The following is a 14,774-nucleotide window of genomic DNA, read 5'->3' as shown; positions in this document are numbered from 1 at the left end:
GAAAATGAAAGTATTTTGGTTTTTACCATCGCACGGGGAAAGTCGCTATTTAGGATCGACAAAGGGAGGGAGGGCAATCACGCTTCCTTATTTAAAACAAATAGCGCAGGCGGTTGATCATTTGGGTTTTGAAGGGGCTTTACTTCCGACGGGACGGTCTTGTGAGGATGCATGGGTAGTGGGCTCTTCATTGATTTCCGCAACGGAAAGAATGAAATTTCTAGTTGCGGTCCGACCAGGTTTAATGTCGCCAACCTTGGCTGCCAGGATGGCTTCGAGCTTCGACCGGCTGTCGAATGGACGTCTCTTGATCAATGTGGTAACTGGAGGGGACCCGGTCGAACTGGCAGGTGATGGCGTATTTCTGAATCATAAGGAACGATATGGGCAAACAGATGAATTTCTTGACATCTGGAGAAAGGAGATGTCCGGGGACAAAGTGGACTTTGAAGGGGAGCACCTAAAGATTGAAGGCGGGGATATTCTGTTGCCACCTGTACAAAAACCGTACCCACCGCTCTATTTTGGAGGTTCATCCGACCCGGCCATCGATATATCAGGAAAGCATATTGATGTGTACTTAACTTGGGGTGAGCCGCCTGTGCAAGTGGCTGAAAAAATTGAAAAGGTACGTAAAAAGGCAGCCGAATATGGACGTGAGGTCAGGTTTGGCATACGGATGCATGTCATTGTAAGGGAAACGGAAGAAGAAGCTTGGCAGGCAGCGGATGAACTCATAAAATATGTGGATGACGAAATGATTGAAAATTCACAAAAGATCTTTGAAAGGTTTGATTCAGTGGGCCAAAAGCGAATGTCGCAACTCCATAACGGAAATAGGGATTCGCTTGAAATCAGCCCTAACCTTTGGGCAGGTGTAGGCCTAGTCCGTGGAGGCGCTGGTACGGCACTAGTAGGGAGTGCAGAAAATGTCGCTGCCAGAATGAAGGAATATGAAGAAATCGGAATAGAATCCTTTGTTTTATCTGGATACCCTCATCTTGAAGAAGCGTACAGAGTTGCGGAATTATTATTCCCTTTACTCCCTGTTGAACAGTTGGAAAGTCCCGTTTCTAAAGCTACGAGCCCATTTGGGGAAATACTGGCCAATGACCACTACCCTACAAAAGGAAGTGAAAATGAAGATGCAGAAAAAATTAAGCAAAAAGTTCAATAGGTTCCACCTCATATCTTGGCTTGTGCCGATTCTCCTTTTGATAACTTGGCAGCTGCTGTCTTTGTGGGGGATTTTGTCGGATCGGATATTGCCTGCCCCGACTGAAGTGTTTCAAGCAGGTGTCGCTTTATTGAAGACAGGTGAACTTATAGATTATATCGGCATCAGTGCCCAGCGTGCCTTCATCGGCTTTTTAATAGGCGGGATCATTGGTTTTGTACTAGGTTTATTAAATGGATTATCATCCATTGCTGAAACCTTATTCGATACCTCGCTTCAAATGTTGCGTAACATTCCGCATTTAGCTTTAATACCGCTGGTGATTCTATGGTTTGGTATAGAAGAGGAAGCGAAAATCTTCCTTGTCGCTTTAGGTGTTCTTTTTCCCATATATCTAAATACATTTCATGGAGTGAAATCGGTGGATAAGGGATTGGTCGAAGCAGCGAGGGTTTATGGGTTAAGCGGTATTTCTTTATTCTGGAATGTTATTCTCCCTGCCGCCTTTCCATCCATTTTGGTGGGTATCCGCTTCTCTCTTGGAATCATGTGGGTCACATTAATTGTCGCTGAAACAATATCCGCTAATTCTGGAATAGGATATATGGCTATGAATGCCCGGGAATTCATGAGGATGGATATTGTTGTTCTTAGTATTCTCTTATATGCCTTATTGGGAAAAATATCGGACGTTGCGGCCAAAATGATCGAAAAAAGATGCTTGAAGTGGCATCCATCATATCAATGAGGAGGTCATTAATATGAAAAATGGAAAATCGTTGGAGTTGCAGGGTGTAAGAAAGGATTTTGGGGAGTTTGAAGTATTAAAAGGGATGGACCTCACATTTAAAAAAGGGGAATTCGTAGCCATTGTCGGTAAGAGTGGATGTGGAAAGAGCACATTGCTTCGTCTTGTGGCAGGCCTGGAAAAACCGACAGGCGGGCAGATACTGGTGAATGGAAAGCCATTGAAAGGATTAAATAAATCTTCACGTACGATGTTTCAGGACGGAAGGCTTTTTCCTTGGAAAAAAATCCTTGAAAATATTGGTATCGGCTTGAAAGGGGATTGGAAGCCAAATGCTATGGAATTACTGGAGCAAGTGGGCCTAGCAGACCGGGCAAGTGATTGGCCGTCCGTTTTATCCGGTGGGCAAAAACAAAGAGTTGCATTAGCAAGGGCATTGGTGAACCAACCTGACATTCTCCTCTTGGATGAGCCGTTAGGGGCATTGGATGCTTTGACGAGAATTGGCATGCAAAGGCTGATTGAAGAATTATGGAGGAAAAGGGACTTTACTGCCTTGCTTGTTACACATGATGTTGAAGAGGCCGTAATGCTAGCCGACCGCGTCATATTAATCGAAGAGGGAAAAGTCGTCATGAATAAGGAAATCAATCTGCCGAGACCACGGAAAAAGGATAGTATTCAATACTCATCACTAGCAGCACAAATCCTTGACAGAGTGATGCAAGTTGAGGGGGGAATGGAAAAAAAGGCAATTCACGCTTGAATGAGCGAAAAAAGATTTTGTGGGAAATCCCTATGTTTACCATATGTTTATCCCCTTCTTGCTTCCTTCGGATTTTACCTTTCATGTTTAATGATTCGCCATTTAGGGAAATGTTAAATATAGAGAAACTTGTAATTCATATTCAGGAAGGCGGAGGATGTATGAGTAATATATTAGCTGCAAAAGAACGTACGGATTCAAAACACTCTAATTTAAGGAATTTGAGGGAAAGCGGCGAAATCCCTGCGATAGTATATGGCAATAAAAATGACAGTACGGCCATTTCAGTCAATAGTATCGAGCTTCAAAAGACGATCAAGGAAATAGGCCGTAATGGAATCATTTCTTTGGAAATGGAAGGTTCGAGTTATAAAGTCATGCTCTCTGACTATCAAAAGGATCCAATAAAGAACTCCATTTATCATGCAGACTTTTTAATTGTAGATATGTCCGCTCAATTACAAGCGCAAGTTCGCATTAACCTTGTCGGTGTTTGTAAAGGCGTGAAAGACGGTGGGGTCCTTCAGCAGTCACTTCATGAAGTCACGGTTACGGCTAAACCTAATGACATTCCTGACTCCATCGATGTGGACGTTACTGAACTTCAGGTAGGGGATACAATCTACATATCCGATATCCAAACGAAAAAGCAAGTTACAATCGACAATGATGGAGAAGAAGTTGTTGCATCCGTTTTGGCTCCTCGTCAGGAAGAGGAAATAAGTACAGGTGAACAGCAAGATGGCGGTATCCCTGAAAATGAAGAAGGCAGGGAAACCAAGGCATCACAAGAGTCATGATGCCGGGATTAAACAAGTGAATCGTGATATAATAGGCGTAGCTCTTAACGAGTTACGTCTTTTCAATCTCTGGATGCAGTCTTTTAAACCGGACCATTTTTTTCGTAATGGATTCCTTAAATTAGGATTTTTCCTAATTAGTTCTCCTGTCGCTTGCAGGCCAGCTTGAAATTAGGGTACTATTTTTCTAAGGTCAATGATCTTGGAAAAACTTCGTCCCAGCGTAACTCCCTAAATAACCGTAATGACGGAGTGTGAATCATGAAAATTATTGTAGGGTTAGGGAACCCAGGTAAACAGTATGAAAAAACCCGGCATAACGTCGGATTTGAAGTAATAGATGAGTTATCCAAAAGATGGTCGATTCCGCTTGATCAAGCAAAACATAAGGGAATATATGGTGCAGGGATGGTAAAGGGAGAAAAAGTTTTATTGCTTAAACCATTAACCTACATGAATTTGTCAGGCGAATCCATTTCGGCTGTCATGCATTTCTTTAAGGTGGATATCGCGGATGTGGTTATTATCTATGATGACCTTGATTTGCCTCCAGGGAAGCTCCGCCTTCGTCAAAAGGGTAGTGCAGGCGGTCATAATGGGATAAAATCATCAATTGCCCATTTGGGTACGCAAGAATTCAATCGAATCAGAATAGGCATTGGCCGCCCGATTGGCCGCATTCCGGTATCTGATTATGTATTGGGGCGTTTTTCGCCTGAAGAATGGGATCATGTCGGGGCAACGATCGAAAAAAGCGCAGCTTCTTGTGAAGCTTGGATGGAAAAGCCATTTATACAGGTCATGAACGAATATAACCAATAAGCAGAGAGTAGATATAAGTAAAGAATAATATCTTCCTGTTTCGCTGAATAAAACTCCTCTATTTTTGTACATACTAACACTATTACTAAAATAGGGGGTTACCAAATGGCTCTCCATTATCGATGCCGACATTGCGGAACTAAGCTGGGCTCAATCGAGGCACACTCACTGAGTACGGAGCAGTTAGGTTTTAATCAACTTACCGATGAAGAGCGACAAGAGATGATCGTTTATGATTCTGAAGGGGATATGCATGTAAGGGCGATATGTGAAGATTGCCATGAAACGCTGCAAAGAAACCCTGATTTGTATGAAAACGATTATATTATTCATTAGCGGGAGAGGGCTTTGGACAAAATCCAAAGCATTTTTCCGTTTGTCTGGAATACCAGGGCACATAAAATTGCCGTTAATAAAGAGGACGCTTGGTGAAATGGCCAAGTTCAAATAAAAGGATTACAAATGTTTTTCGCACGTTAAAGAGAGGAGGGGGAAAGAAAATGAATGGATTGCAGAACTTGTTCTCCAAACAAGATGATGTTCATTCGTTAATAGCCGGCATCGATGAAGGACTTAAGGAGCAGATCGTCTCTGGTCTCACAGGTTCCTCGAGGTCTCTATTGCTGGCTTCCGTATATGAAAAGACGAATAGGCCCATTTTATTGGTTACCCATAATTTATTGCAAGCACAAAAATTCCATGAGGACTTATCCAGTTTCATTCCCGAGGAAGAATTATATATATATCCAGCCAATGAATTGATTGCGGCTGATTTGAGTGTTGCCAGCCCGGAATTAAGGGCCCAACGTGTAGAGGCATTGAACTTTTGGGCGGAGGGAAAGAAAGGGATCGTCATTGCGCCAATTCCCGGGGTGCGTCGCGTGCTTCCTCCGAAGGATATTTGGAAGAGACATCAGCTTATCTTTACTTTAGGGGAAGACATCGAGCTTGAACCAACGCTTAGTAAATTCATTGCCATGGGTTATAACCGGTCTGAAATGGTTGCTTCTCCAGGTGAATTCAGTATCAGGGGCGGTATAATCGATATTTATCCGATCACCGAACCCAATCCAATACGAATTGAATTATTCGATACCGAAATAGATTCAATAAGGACCTTTTCAAGCGAAGATCAGCGATCCATCGAGAAACTCAAGAAAGTGACGATTGGTCCCGTCAGTGAGGCTTTGCTAGAGACGGAGCATATCGAAAGAATCATAACAAGGCTCGAGAGCGGATTAAGTAAAAGCTTGAAGAAACTTAAAGACGAGAAAACCAAGGAACAGCTGGTTCAAACGATCAGTTATGAACTTGAACAGCTGAAAATGGGGAATATACCCGACAAAATCTTTAAATACTTAAGTTTAGCGTATGAAGATCCAGCTAGTTTAATAGATTATTTACCGGTAAATGGTTTGGTTTTCTTGGATGAAATCAGTAGAATCCAGGAAATCAATGATTCTTTGGAAAAAGAAGAGGCTGGGTGGTACACGGATCTTTTAAGTCAGGGACAAATTATCCATGACATCAAATTGGCTCATCCGATGCAGGAATTAATCATGAAATCCAGCAGGCCGTTTGTATACCTTTCTTTGTTTTTACGGCATGTACCGCATACGAATCCTCAGAATATCCTGAATTTTTCCAGTAAACAAATGCAAAATTTCCATGGACAGATGAATGTGTTCAAAGCTGAATTGGAACGTTGGAAAAAAGGGAAATATACAGTCGTCATACTTGGACAGGATGAAGAACGGGTAAAAAAGCTGCATTCGGTTTTAGCCGATTATGATATAGAGGCTGCAGAACTGTTTAATGCGGACAGCATTCTTCCAGGTAAAGTACAGATTTTACGCGGCAGTCTAAATAGCGGCTTTGAATTACCTATGCAAAAGTTCAGTATCATTACGGAAACGGAATTGTTTAATAAGAAGTCAAAAAAATCAATACGGAGACAAAAACTATCGAATGCGGAGCGAATCAAGAGTTATTCCGAACTGAAGATCGGTGACTATGTCGTTCATGTTAACCACGGTATCGGTAAATACTTGGGAATTGAAACCCTTACGATAAATGGGGTCCATAAAGATTACCTGAATATTCGTTATCAAGCGGATGACAAATTGTATGTTCCTGTCGACCAAATTGATCTTGTCCAAAAATATGTCGGTTCTGAAGGAAAAGAACCGAAGCTTTATAAGCTAGGCGGAACGGAATGGAAACGTGTCAAAAGTAAGGTTCAATCATCCGTTGAGAACATTGCCGATGATTTAATCAAATTATACGCAGAAAGGGAAGCCGCAAAGGGCTATGCCTTTTCACCTGATGGTGATATGCAGAGAGAATTCGAAACATCATTCGCTTATAACGAAACGGAAGATCAATTACGTTCCATAGTCGAAATCAAAAAGGATATGGAACGTGAACGGCCGATGGATCGTTTATTATGCGGCGATGTTGGATATGGGAAGACAGAGGTGGCGATCCGGGCTGCTTTTAAAGCCATAATGGATGGCAAACAGGTTGCATTTCTTGTTCCGACCACAATCCTCGCCCAGCAGCATTATGAAACATTAAGGGAGCGTTTTCAGGATTATCCCATTTCGATCGGTCATATGAGCCGTTTCCGGACTAAAAAACAGCAAACGGAGACGATTAAAGGATTGAAGGCCGGCACGGTGGATATTGTCGTTGGAACGCATAGGATTTTATCCAAGGATATCGTGTACCGCGATTTGGGATTGCTTATCATTGATGAAGAACAGCGTTTTGGCGTTACACATAAGGAAAAGATCAAACGGTTAAAAACGAATGTGGATGTACTGACTTTGACTGCGACGCCGATTCCGAGGACCCTTCATATGTCCATGTTGGGCGTGAGGGATTTATCCGTAATCGAAACACCGCCTGAGAACCGGTTCCCGATCCAAACTTATGTCATGGAGTATAATGGCTCGTTGGTAACGGAAGCCATAGAACGGGAATTGGCAAGGGGGGGGCAGGTTTATTTCCTTTACAATCGGGTAGAGGATATAGCAAGAAAAGCAGAAGAAATTTCCATGCTGGTGCCCGATGCCCGTGTCACCTATGCTCATGGGCAAATGACAGAGCAAGAACTGGAAGCCGTCATGTTCAGCTTTTTAGAAGGCGAATATGATGTTTTGGTAAGTACAACCATTATAGAGACGGGTGTCGATATCCCGAATGTCAATACGCTCATAGTGAATGAAGCGGATAGAATGGGACTTTCACAGCTCTATCAGCTGCGTGGACGTGTAGGGCGATCCAACCGGGTGGCATATGCATTCTTCACTTATAGGAAAGATAAAGTGTTGACGGAAGTGGCAGAAAAACGTCTTCAATCCATTAAGGAATTTACAGAATTGGGTTCAGGGTTCAAAATCGCGATGCGTGATTTATCCATCAGGGGAGCTGGAAACATTCTAGGGGCTCAACAACATGGCTTCATCGATTCAGTTGGTTTTGATCTTTATTCACAAATGTTGAAAGAAGCTGTAGATGCGAAACGTAATGACCAACCAGCCGAAGAAAAGAACACCCTGGAAATTGACGTTGAGGTGGATGCTTATATCCCTGATGCCTACATAATGGATGGACATCAGAAAATAGAAATGTATAAAAGGTTCAGAGGGATTGCGTCGCTTGAAGAAGTGGAAGAATTACAGGATGAAATGATCGATCGTTTCGGAGAATACCCAGAAGAAGTTTCCTATTTATTCATGATTGCTGAGATGAAGGTATATGCTGAAAAGGCCGGAATTGAAAGCATTAAACAATTAAAGCAGGAAATCAGCATTCTCCTTAGGGAAAAGGTCAGCAGCGATGTGGATGGACAAAAGGTGTTCGAGCTGGGATCGAAGTATGGCCGAATGGTGGGCTTTGGCATGGACGGCAATCGAATGAAACTGGTCCTGCACATAAAAGGTGTAGAACAAAGCAAATGGCTTAATATCTTATTTGAGATGACCAAGGGTTTACAGTATGTAAAAAAAGAGACGCAAGCCACTAAAAACTAAAATTGAATGATAGTCCTCTTGAAGAAATTTTTTTAGGTACCATGGTAAAAAAATGCAACAAGAAGAAAAATTTTTTCAAAGTGCATAGAACTTACCATTAGAAAAATACTAAGTACAATAGCTGGTGATGATTTTGCTACAAAATGAGGATTTATCAAATCAATTAGATGAAAGTGAGGCAACATTAGATGAAAGCAACTGGTATCGTTCGCCGAATTGATGATTTAGGAAGAGTCGTCATCCCGAAAGAAATTCGCAGGACCCTCCGTATTCGTGAAGGAGATCCACTGGAAATATTTGTGGATAGGGATGGAGAAGTCATCCTAAAGAAATACTCTCCTATCAGTGAATTAGGCGATTTTGCAAGGGAATATGCAGAAGCACTTTATGATAGCCTTGGAAACCCAGTTATGATTTGTGACAGGGATACTTACATTGCAGTGGCAGGCGGCTCCAAAAAAGAATACTTAAATAAAAGTGTTAGTGACCTGGTGGAAAAAATCATGGAAGAAAGAAATCCTGTCCTGGAGTCTCCAAACGGACAAATTTCATTCGTTGATTCCAATGATGAAGATGTCCAATCTTATACGGCAGCTCCGATCATTGCGAGTGGCGACCCGATTGGTGCCGTCTTGATTTTCTCTAAAGATAGTACCATTGGTGAAGTGGAACAGAAATCGGTTGAAACAGCAGCAAGTTTCCTAGCTAGACAAATGGAACAGTAACCATGGACATGCCATTATAATTTTTAAGGTGGAAGGGCAGCAATCGCGCTGTCCTTTTTGCTCTTTCTAAAAGGTTAACCCGATGGGGGCAAACATAAAGAGGCTGAGATTATTCTTCAAGGTGAATATGGAAACTAATTAACAGTATGCGCTGGAATTAAAAATAACCATTGGAATTATGCTATAATAACTACCACATATGAGTGAAAAGGGGAAAAATAATGGCTGAAAAGCCTTTTAAAACATCAAATGAACTTTTCCGGGGAGCGCTGATTTTGAGCGCAGCGGCGATTATCGTAAAAGTATTGAGCGCGGCCTATCGCATACCATATCAGAACATTGCGGGTGACATCGGGTTTTATATCTATCAACAGGTTTATCCCTTCTACGGTGTTGCTTTTACATTATCAACACTCGGCTTTCCGGTAGTCATATCTAAACTTATTGCAGAACGGGACTCCTCCAAACATAACTTTGCGGTCAAGGACATTTTAGTGACTTCATTCGTCGTCTTAAGTTCGATAGGAGTCATGATGTTTGCTGCACTATTCCTTGGAGCTGATTGGATTGCAGGGTGGATGAAGGATCCGCATTTAGCCGGTCTGCTGAGAATCGTTGCCTACTCCTATTTATTAATGCCGATTTCATCTGTGTTAAGAGGCTATTTTCAAGGCATAAACGACATGCTGCCTACGGCAAGTTCGCAGGTCGCTGAACAATGCATCCGTGTGTTGACGATTCTGGTTCTTTCAACAATATTCGTTTCTCAGGGCTATTCTCATTATGTGGTCGGCAAGGGGGCGGTCCTCGGTTCGATCACCGGCGGCATAACTGGCCTGGTACTGCTTATTGCTTTCGTTATTTTAAGAGAAGAATGGAAGCTTTTTTTACGAATGAGAATCAAACCTGTAAATTTCATCAAAATCTCCAAAGCCCTGATTTTTCAAGGGCTTGCCTTTTGCATAACTGGCTTGATCCTTATCTTGTTTCAGTTTGTCGATTCATTGCACCTGTATTCCTTACTGAGGGAAACGGGAATGGGGGAAAGGGAAGCAAAAGAATGGAAAGGGGTATATGATCGAGGACAGCCGTTGCTTCAGCTAGGTACAGTCGTAGCCAATTCTTTTGCATTGGCGCTTGTACCTGTAATATCCGGATTCGTTCAGAGGAAAAGTGAGCATGAATTATTGAATAAGATCAAATTGGCGCTTCGAGTAAGTGCGACGATAGGACTTGCTGCTGCGATTGGGCTGGTGGTGACGATGAAGCCTGTCAACCATATGCTGTTCACGGATAACAAAGGGACGATTACTTTAGCAATTTTCTCTTTATCGATCTTATTCACATCCCTCATAATGGCAGAAGCGGCAGTGATTCAAAGTTTAGGCCATTCGTTCGTGCCGGTGATCATCACGATTGTGGGGGTTGGCAGCAAGTGGGCTTTGAACCTTGTTCTAGTGCCCCATTACAAGATCGCGGGAGCAGCCTCGGCAACAGTGCTTGCGTTTATGATCATGTCTGTATTATTTTATGTGGTATTGAGGGTACAGATCAAAAAGCCATTAATTGAAAAGAGGCACGTGTTAATAATTTTGAAGAGTACGGTTTACATGGGTACGGCGGTTGTTTTATTCAATAGTTTATTCGAATTGATGTTATCAGGCGAGAGCCGCTTGTTAGCTACGATCCAAGCTTTGATCGGTGTAGGGATCGGTGCGGCCGTTTTTGTGATGACGGCCATTCATGCAGGCTTATTTGGTGAAGAAGAACTTTCACTTATACCTGCAGGTTCGAAGCTTAAACGATTTATAATAACGAATAGGAGTATGCGAAATCATGAATGAGATTACGATAATAGGCCTTGGTGCAGGGGATTTAGATCAGCTTCCGCTAGGTATTTATAAAAAATTGATTCAAACGGAACAATGTTTCGTCAGAACGATCGATCATCCGGTAATCGGGGATTTGAAAAAGGAAGGGATAAATTTCACGGCGTTTGACGGGATATATGAAAAGCACGACCAATTTGAAGCTGTATATGAAGAAATTGCCGGAACATTATTACAAGAGGCTTCAAACCGTTCCGTTCTATACGCAGTTCCGGGGCATCCCATGGTTGCGGAAAAAACGGTGCAGCTTTTGCTTGAAAAGGGTCCGGCTCTTGGAATAGCCATTAAGTTGGAAGGCGGGCAAAGTTTCCTTGATCCCTTGTTTCAGGCTGTTAGAATCGATCCGATTGAAGGGTTTCAGCTATTGGATGGAACAGCTCTTTCACCAGATGATTTGCACATTGCCCAGCATATGATAATCGGACAGGTGTATGACGCATTCAGTGCATCCAATGTGAAGCTGACCTTAATGGAAAAGCTACCGGATGATTACGAGGTATATATTGTTACAGCGGCAGGAAGCAGTCAGGAAAAAGTGACAAAATGCGCCCTCTTCGAACTCGACCGTCAGATGGAGTTAAGTAACTTGACGAGTGTTTATGTCCCGCCTGTTAGCGAAGAAGCTTTACGATATAGGGAGTTCTCTAAGCTGCGGCAGGTCATTTCAGAACTTAGAGGTCCTGACGGATGTCCTTGGGATAAGAAACAAACTCATGAAAGCTTGAAGAAATATCTAATAGAAGAGGCATATGAGCTGATTGATTCCATCGATGAAGAGGACGACGAGGGCATGATTGGTGAACTTGGGGATGTCCTTCTTCAGGTGATGCTTCATTCACAAATTGGTGAAGATGAGGGCATGTTCACGATAGATGATGTGATTGAAGGCATTACGGCAAAAATGATTCGACGCCACCCTCATGTATTCGGAGATGTTAAAGTGAACGGTGAGGAAGATGTATTAGTGAACTGGCAGAAAATCAAAGAAGATGAAAAAGGGAGCGAAACAAAAACTCCGAAATCCATACTGGATGGTATTGAGAAATCGCTGCCAAACTTACTACGGGCCGAAGAGTATCAAAAAAGGGCTGCCAAGGTTGGATTTGATTGGGATGAGGTTTCCGAAGCCTGGAAAAAGGTCAAGGAAGAAGTACAGGAATTGGAAGAGGAAATATTAAGCCCGAACAGGGATGTCGAAAGAATAAAATCAGAGCTGGGCGACCTCTTTTTTGCGCTTGTCAACATTTCACGTTATTATGACATACAAGCGGAAGAAGCCGTCTACAAAGCAAACCGGAAATTCCACCAGCGTTTTACATATATAGAAGAGTGCATTCAAAGGGCAGACAAAAAATTTGAGGATTATACATTGGAAGAACTGGATTCATATTGGGATGAAGCAAAAACTAAAGGACTTTAATTAAGGGAGAGATTTGAATGTCGATGAGATTGGATAAATTCCTAAAAGTTTCAAGGTTGATTAAGCGCCGCACACTTGCCAAGGAGGTTGCGGATAAAGGGAGAATCACGATTAACGGACAACAGGCCAAAGCAAGTTCGAATGTGAAAGATGGCGATGAGTTGACTGTAAGGTTCGGTCAAAAGCTTGTTACGGTACGCGTCGATAAAATTCAAGAAACGACGAAAAAAGAAGCCGCTGCAGATATGTATACCATCGTAAAGGAAGAAAAGCTAGCAGAGGAGTAAGAACAGGCTTGGTTCTAATTCCACTCTTACGGACATACACTTGTACAAAATCAGTGGTACTGTGAGGGATGAAAAAATGAGCCAATATATTGATCCGAATGCTGGTTACACAAAAGGAACGACCCAAGAGCATGATGTAACGATGAAAGGCCGCCGTTTGCTTGATATTACCGGTGTCAAACAAGTTGAAAGTTTCGATAATGAAGAATTTCTGCTCGAAACGTCAATGGGTTTCTTATCTATCCGGGGCCAAAACTTGCAAATGAAGAATTTAGACGTTGATAAAGGCATCGTTTCGATTAAGGGAAAGATTTTCGACCTTGTTTATTTAGATGAGCAATCAGGGGAGAAAGCTAAAGGCTTCTTTGGCAAGTTGTTCAAATGAACTTAACGATCCAATTTTATACGTTGCTTGCGATGATAGGCATGGGCAGTGGCTTTGGAGCTGCCCTGGATACGTATAGCCGGTTCCTGAATCGTTCAGAAAGGAAAAGGTGGGTTGTATTCATCCATGACTTCCTTTTCTGGATCATTCAGGGTCTCCTTATTTTTTATGTTTTGTTTTTAGTGAATGAGGGGGAGTTTCGCCTCTATTTATTTTTGGCCTTATTATGCGGTTTTTCAGCTTATCAAGCACTTTTCAAAGGTTTCTATCAACGTTCATTAGAGTTTTTGATAATACTTGTGATAAAGTTGGCGAGATTTATAACGAATTCGGTTCACATGCTGATATTTCTACCGATAAAATGGGTATTAGTATCTGTATTGGCCATCATCATCGGGATAAGTAAGTTCGTTTTGGCATTATTAAAATGGGCGGGAAAAATACTTCTCTTTATTTTGACTATATTCTGGAGACCAGTAAAATGGATTCTGACTTATATATGGAATTTATTGCCGGTTTTTGTTACGAAAAACGTCGGGAAGTTTTATAATAAAGGAAAAGGGATTTTATTGAAAATCAAGAATTCTATATTTAGAACGCTAAATGGATGGAGAAATAAAAAGAAATGAGGAGCGATAAAAAATGAGTAGCCTGCGTAAAAAGAAAGTGGCAAAAATGGAAAATCCCTACGTCGCTCAACAAGAGAAAAAAGTACAAACCGTAGAAAAAAAGAAGCGTGGTCTAATGCGTAGATTAACCCTTTACTCAGTTTTCGCCGCTGTCTTTTTGATTTTTGCTGTTTCCACCCTCATAACGCAAAATGTTGCACTGGATGAGAAAGTTAAACAAAAGGAAGAAATGAAGGGGAAGTTAGCCGAATTGAAAAAAGACGAGACCCTTCTTAAAGAAGAAATCGTAAAGCTTAATGACGACGATTATATAGCGAAAATAGCCAGACGGGATTATTTCTTATCTGAAAAAGGTGAAATCATTTTTACCCTTCCAAAAGGGAAGGAAGATAGTGACTAATATTGACACTGTTTTTTTACTTTCGTTATAATATAATGTGAAGAGATTTTTTTAACATTTCTAAGGAGGAACATTTTTTTTATGTCAATCGAAGTAGGCAGCAAGTTACAAGGTAAAGTAACAGGCATAACTAATTTTGGTGCATTTGTAGAGCTACCTCAAGGTTCAACCGGTCTTGTCCATATCAGTGAAGTGGCTGATAACTATGTCAAGGATATCAATGATCATTTAAAAGTGGGCGATACAGTTGAGGTGAAAGTCATCAACGTTAAAGATGGCAAGATCGGCTTGTCCATAAAAAAAGCGATAGACCGTCCTGAAGCTGAGCAAAAACCTGCATACACACCACGTCCGCGCCAAGGAAGAGGGAATGACAGCCGTTCCAAAGACTTCCGCTCGAAAGGTAATAGTTTCCAGCCTAAAGAAAACTTTGAGCAAAAAATGGCTAAATTCTTAAAAGATAGCGAAGACCGCTTAACGACCCTTAAACGTAGCACCGAAACGAAACGGGGAGGTCGAGGAGGAAGACGCGGATAAAACTGCTGCTGAAAATAATAGTTTAGCAACTTTTCCTGTGAAATTATTCATAGTGTAGATAAAGGCAAGCTTGCTGGCTTGTCTTCTTTTATTTACCAACGACATAAAAAAGCGCCTCTGCACACTTACCGATATAAGTGTACAGAGGCGCT

At 41.8% G+C, this 14,774-nt stretch carries 15 protein-coding genes; all 15 read left to right on the top strand.

Features of this window, described 5'->3' with window-relative positions; all coding sequences use genetic code 11:
- Window positions 1-4 precede the first annotated feature (4 nt).
- The 15 genes from ssuD to ACQKFG_RS26300 all read left to right on the top strand — a co-directional run bounded on the left by ssuD (window position 5) and on the right by ACQKFG_RS26300 (window position 14,622).
- On the top strand, window positions 5-1,177 hold the full coding sequence (gene ssuD, locus ACQKFG_RS26370) for an FMNH2-dependent alkanesulfonate monooxygenase (RefSeq protein ID WP_192207404.1): 1,173 nt from the start codon (window positions 5-7) through the stop codon (window positions 1,175-1,177).
- Complete coding sequence (gene ssuC / locus ACQKFG_RS26365; protein ID WP_192207405.1) at window positions 1,140-1,925, top strand: aliphatic sulfonate ABC transporter permease SsuC; 786 nt, start codon at window positions 1,140-1,142, stop codon at window positions 1,923-1,925. The genes ssuD and ssuC overlap by 38 nt, the downstream gene beginning before the upstream one ends.
- A 13-nt stretch (window positions 1,926-1,938) precedes the next feature.
- A complete protein-coding gene (locus tag ACQKFG_RS26360) occupies window positions 1,939-2,691 on the top strand; it encodes an ATP-binding cassette domain-containing protein (protein WP_192207406.1) in 753 nt (250 codons plus the stop codon).
- A 161-nt stretch (window positions 2,692-2,852) separates the two neighbouring features.
- Window positions 2,853-3,491, top strand: coding sequence for a 50S ribosomal protein L25/general stress protein Ctc (locus tag ACQKFG_RS26355; protein WP_192207407.1), 639 nt, complete (start codon window positions 2,853-2,855; stop codon window positions 3,489-3,491).
- Between the two features lie 261 nt (window positions 3,492-3,752).
- Complete coding sequence (pth, locus tag ACQKFG_RS26350; RefSeq protein ID WP_098372664.1) at window positions 3,753-4,313, top strand: aminoacyl-tRNA hydrolase; 561 nt, start codon at window positions 3,753-3,755, stop codon at window positions 4,311-4,313.
- A 105-nt stretch (window positions 4,314-4,418) separates the two neighbouring features.
- Window positions 4,419-4,649: an anti-sigma-F factor Fin family protein gene (locus ACQKFG_RS26345; protein WP_063574553.1), complete on the top strand. Its 231-nt coding sequence runs from the start codon at window positions 4,419-4,421 to the stop codon at window positions 4,647-4,649.
- A 164-nt stretch (window positions 4,650-4,813) separates the two neighbouring features.
- Window positions 4,814-8,350, top strand: coding sequence for a transcription-repair coupling factor (gene mfd, locus ACQKFG_RS26340; protein WP_427563971.1), 3,537 nt, complete (start codon window positions 4,814-4,816; stop codon window positions 8,348-8,350).
- 188 nt (window positions 8,351-8,538) lie between these two features.
- Window positions 8,539-9,075 carry a stage V sporulation protein T gene (spoVT, locus tag ACQKFG_RS26335; protein ID WP_192207409.1) on the top strand — a complete coding sequence of 179 codons (537 nt, stop codon included), beginning with the start codon at window positions 8,539-8,541 and terminating at the stop codon, window positions 9,073-9,075.
- Window positions 9,076-9,296: 221 nt separating this feature from the next.
- The gene (locus ACQKFG_RS26330) at window positions 9,297-10,919 is read left to right on the top strand and encodes a putative polysaccharide biosynthesis protein (RefSeq protein WP_427563969.1); all 1,623 of its coding nucleotides are present in this window, start codon (window positions 9,297-9,299) and stop codon (window positions 10,917-10,919) included.
- Window positions 10,912-12,384 carry a nucleoside triphosphate pyrophosphohydrolase gene (mazG, locus tag ACQKFG_RS26325; RefSeq protein ID WP_342614886.1) on the top strand — a complete coding sequence of 491 codons (1,473 nt, stop codon included), beginning with the start codon at window positions 10,912-10,914 and terminating at the stop codon, window positions 12,382-12,384. Before ACQKFG_RS26330 ends, mazG begins: the two co-directional genes overlap by 8 nt.
- 23 nt (window positions 12,385-12,407) lie before the next feature.
- Window positions 12,408-12,671 (top strand): RNA-binding S4 domain-containing protein, encoded by a 264-nt coding sequence (locus tag ACQKFG_RS26320; RefSeq protein WP_034316386.1) that lies wholly within the window; start codon window positions 12,408-12,410, stop codon window positions 12,669-12,671.
- 76 nt (window positions 12,672-12,747) lie between these two features.
- Window positions 12,748-13,056 (top strand): sporulation protein YabP, encoded by a 309-nt coding sequence (gene yabP, locus ACQKFG_RS26315; RefSeq protein WP_034316308.1) that lies wholly within the window; start codon window positions 12,748-12,750, stop codon window positions 13,054-13,056.
- Window positions 13,053-13,685 carry a spore cortex biosynthesis protein YabQ gene (yabQ, locus tag ACQKFG_RS26310; protein ID WP_342614887.1) on the top strand — a complete coding sequence of 211 codons (633 nt, stop codon included), beginning with the start codon at window positions 13,053-13,055 and terminating at the stop codon, window positions 13,683-13,685. Before yabP ends, yabQ begins: the two co-directional genes overlap by 4 nt.
- A 13-nt stretch (window positions 13,686-13,698) precedes the next feature.
- Window positions 13,699-14,085, top strand: a complete 387-nt coding sequence (locus tag ACQKFG_RS26305) for an FtsB family cell division protein (protein ID WP_192207413.1) — start codon at window positions 13,699-13,701, stop codon at window positions 14,083-14,085.
- An 81-nt stretch (window positions 14,086-14,166) separates the two neighbouring features.
- Window positions 14,167-14,622 (top strand): S1 domain-containing RNA-binding protein, encoded by a 456-nt coding sequence (locus tag ACQKFG_RS26300; protein ID WP_061440341.1) that lies wholly within the window; start codon window positions 14,167-14,169, stop codon window positions 14,620-14,622.
- The last annotated feature ends 152 nt before the right edge of the window (window positions 14,623-14,774 follow it).

This window comes from Peribacillus sp. NPDC076916, from assembly GCF_050269675.1.
GTDB lineage: Bacteria > Bacillota > Bacilli > Bacillales > DSM-1321 > Peribacillus > Peribacillus aracenensis.
This window is presented reverse-complemented; position numbering and strand designations above follow the sequence as displayed.

Bases quoted from the DNA above. Each gene is read 5' to 3' on its own strand.
- ssuD (WP_192207404.1), top strand. From the start codon at position 5: ATGAAAGTATTTTGGTTTTTACCATCGCACGGGGAAAGTCGCTATTTA.
- ssuC (WP_192207405.1), top strand. From the start codon at position 1,140: ATGAAGATGCAGAAAAAATTAAGCAAAAAGTTCAATAGGTTCCACCTC.
- ACQKFG_RS26360 (WP_192207406.1), top strand. From the start codon at position 1,939: ATGAAAAATGGAAAATCGTTGGAGTTGCAGGGTGTAAGAAAGGATTTT.
- ACQKFG_RS26355 (WP_192207407.1), top strand. From the start codon at position 2,853: ATGAGTAATATATTAGCTGCAAAAGAACGTACGGATTCAAAACACTCT.
- pth (WP_098372664.1), top strand. From the start codon at position 3,753: ATGAAAATTATTGTAGGGTTAGGGAACCCAGGTAAACAGTATGAAAAA.
- ACQKFG_RS26345 (WP_063574553.1), top strand. From the start codon at position 4,419: ATGGCTCTCCATTATCGATGCCGACATTGCGGAACTAAGCTGGGCTCA.
- mfd (WP_427563971.1), top strand. From the start codon at position 4,814: ATGAATGGATTGCAGAACTTGTTCTCCAAACAAGATGATGTTCATTCG.
- spoVT (WP_192207409.1), top strand. From the start codon at position 8,539: ATGAAAGCAACTGGTATCGTTCGCCGAATTGATGATTTAGGAAGAGTC.
- ACQKFG_RS26330 (WP_427563969.1), top strand. From the start codon at position 9,297: ATGGCTGAAAAGCCTTTTAAAACATCAAATGAACTTTTCCGGGGAGCG.
- mazG (WP_342614886.1), top strand. From the start codon at position 10,912: ATGAATGAGATTACGATAATAGGCCTTGGTGCAGGGGATTTAGATCAG.
- ACQKFG_RS26320 (WP_034316386.1), top strand. From the start codon at position 12,408: ATGAGATTGGATAAATTCCTAAAAGTTTCAAGGTTGATTAAGCGCCGC.
- yabP (WP_034316308.1), top strand. From the start codon at position 12,748: ATGAGCCAATATATTGATCCGAATGCTGGTTACACAAAAGGAACGACC.
- yabQ (WP_342614887.1), top strand. From the start codon at position 13,053: ATGAACTTAACGATCCAATTTTATACGTTGCTTGCGATGATAGGCATG.
- ACQKFG_RS26305 (WP_192207413.1), top strand. From the start codon at position 13,699: ATGAGTAGCCTGCGTAAAAAGAAAGTGGCAAAAATGGAAAATCCCTAC.
- ACQKFG_RS26300 (WP_061440341.1), top strand. From the start codon at position 14,167: ATGTCAATCGAAGTAGGCAGCAAGTTACAAGGTAAAGTAACAGGCATA.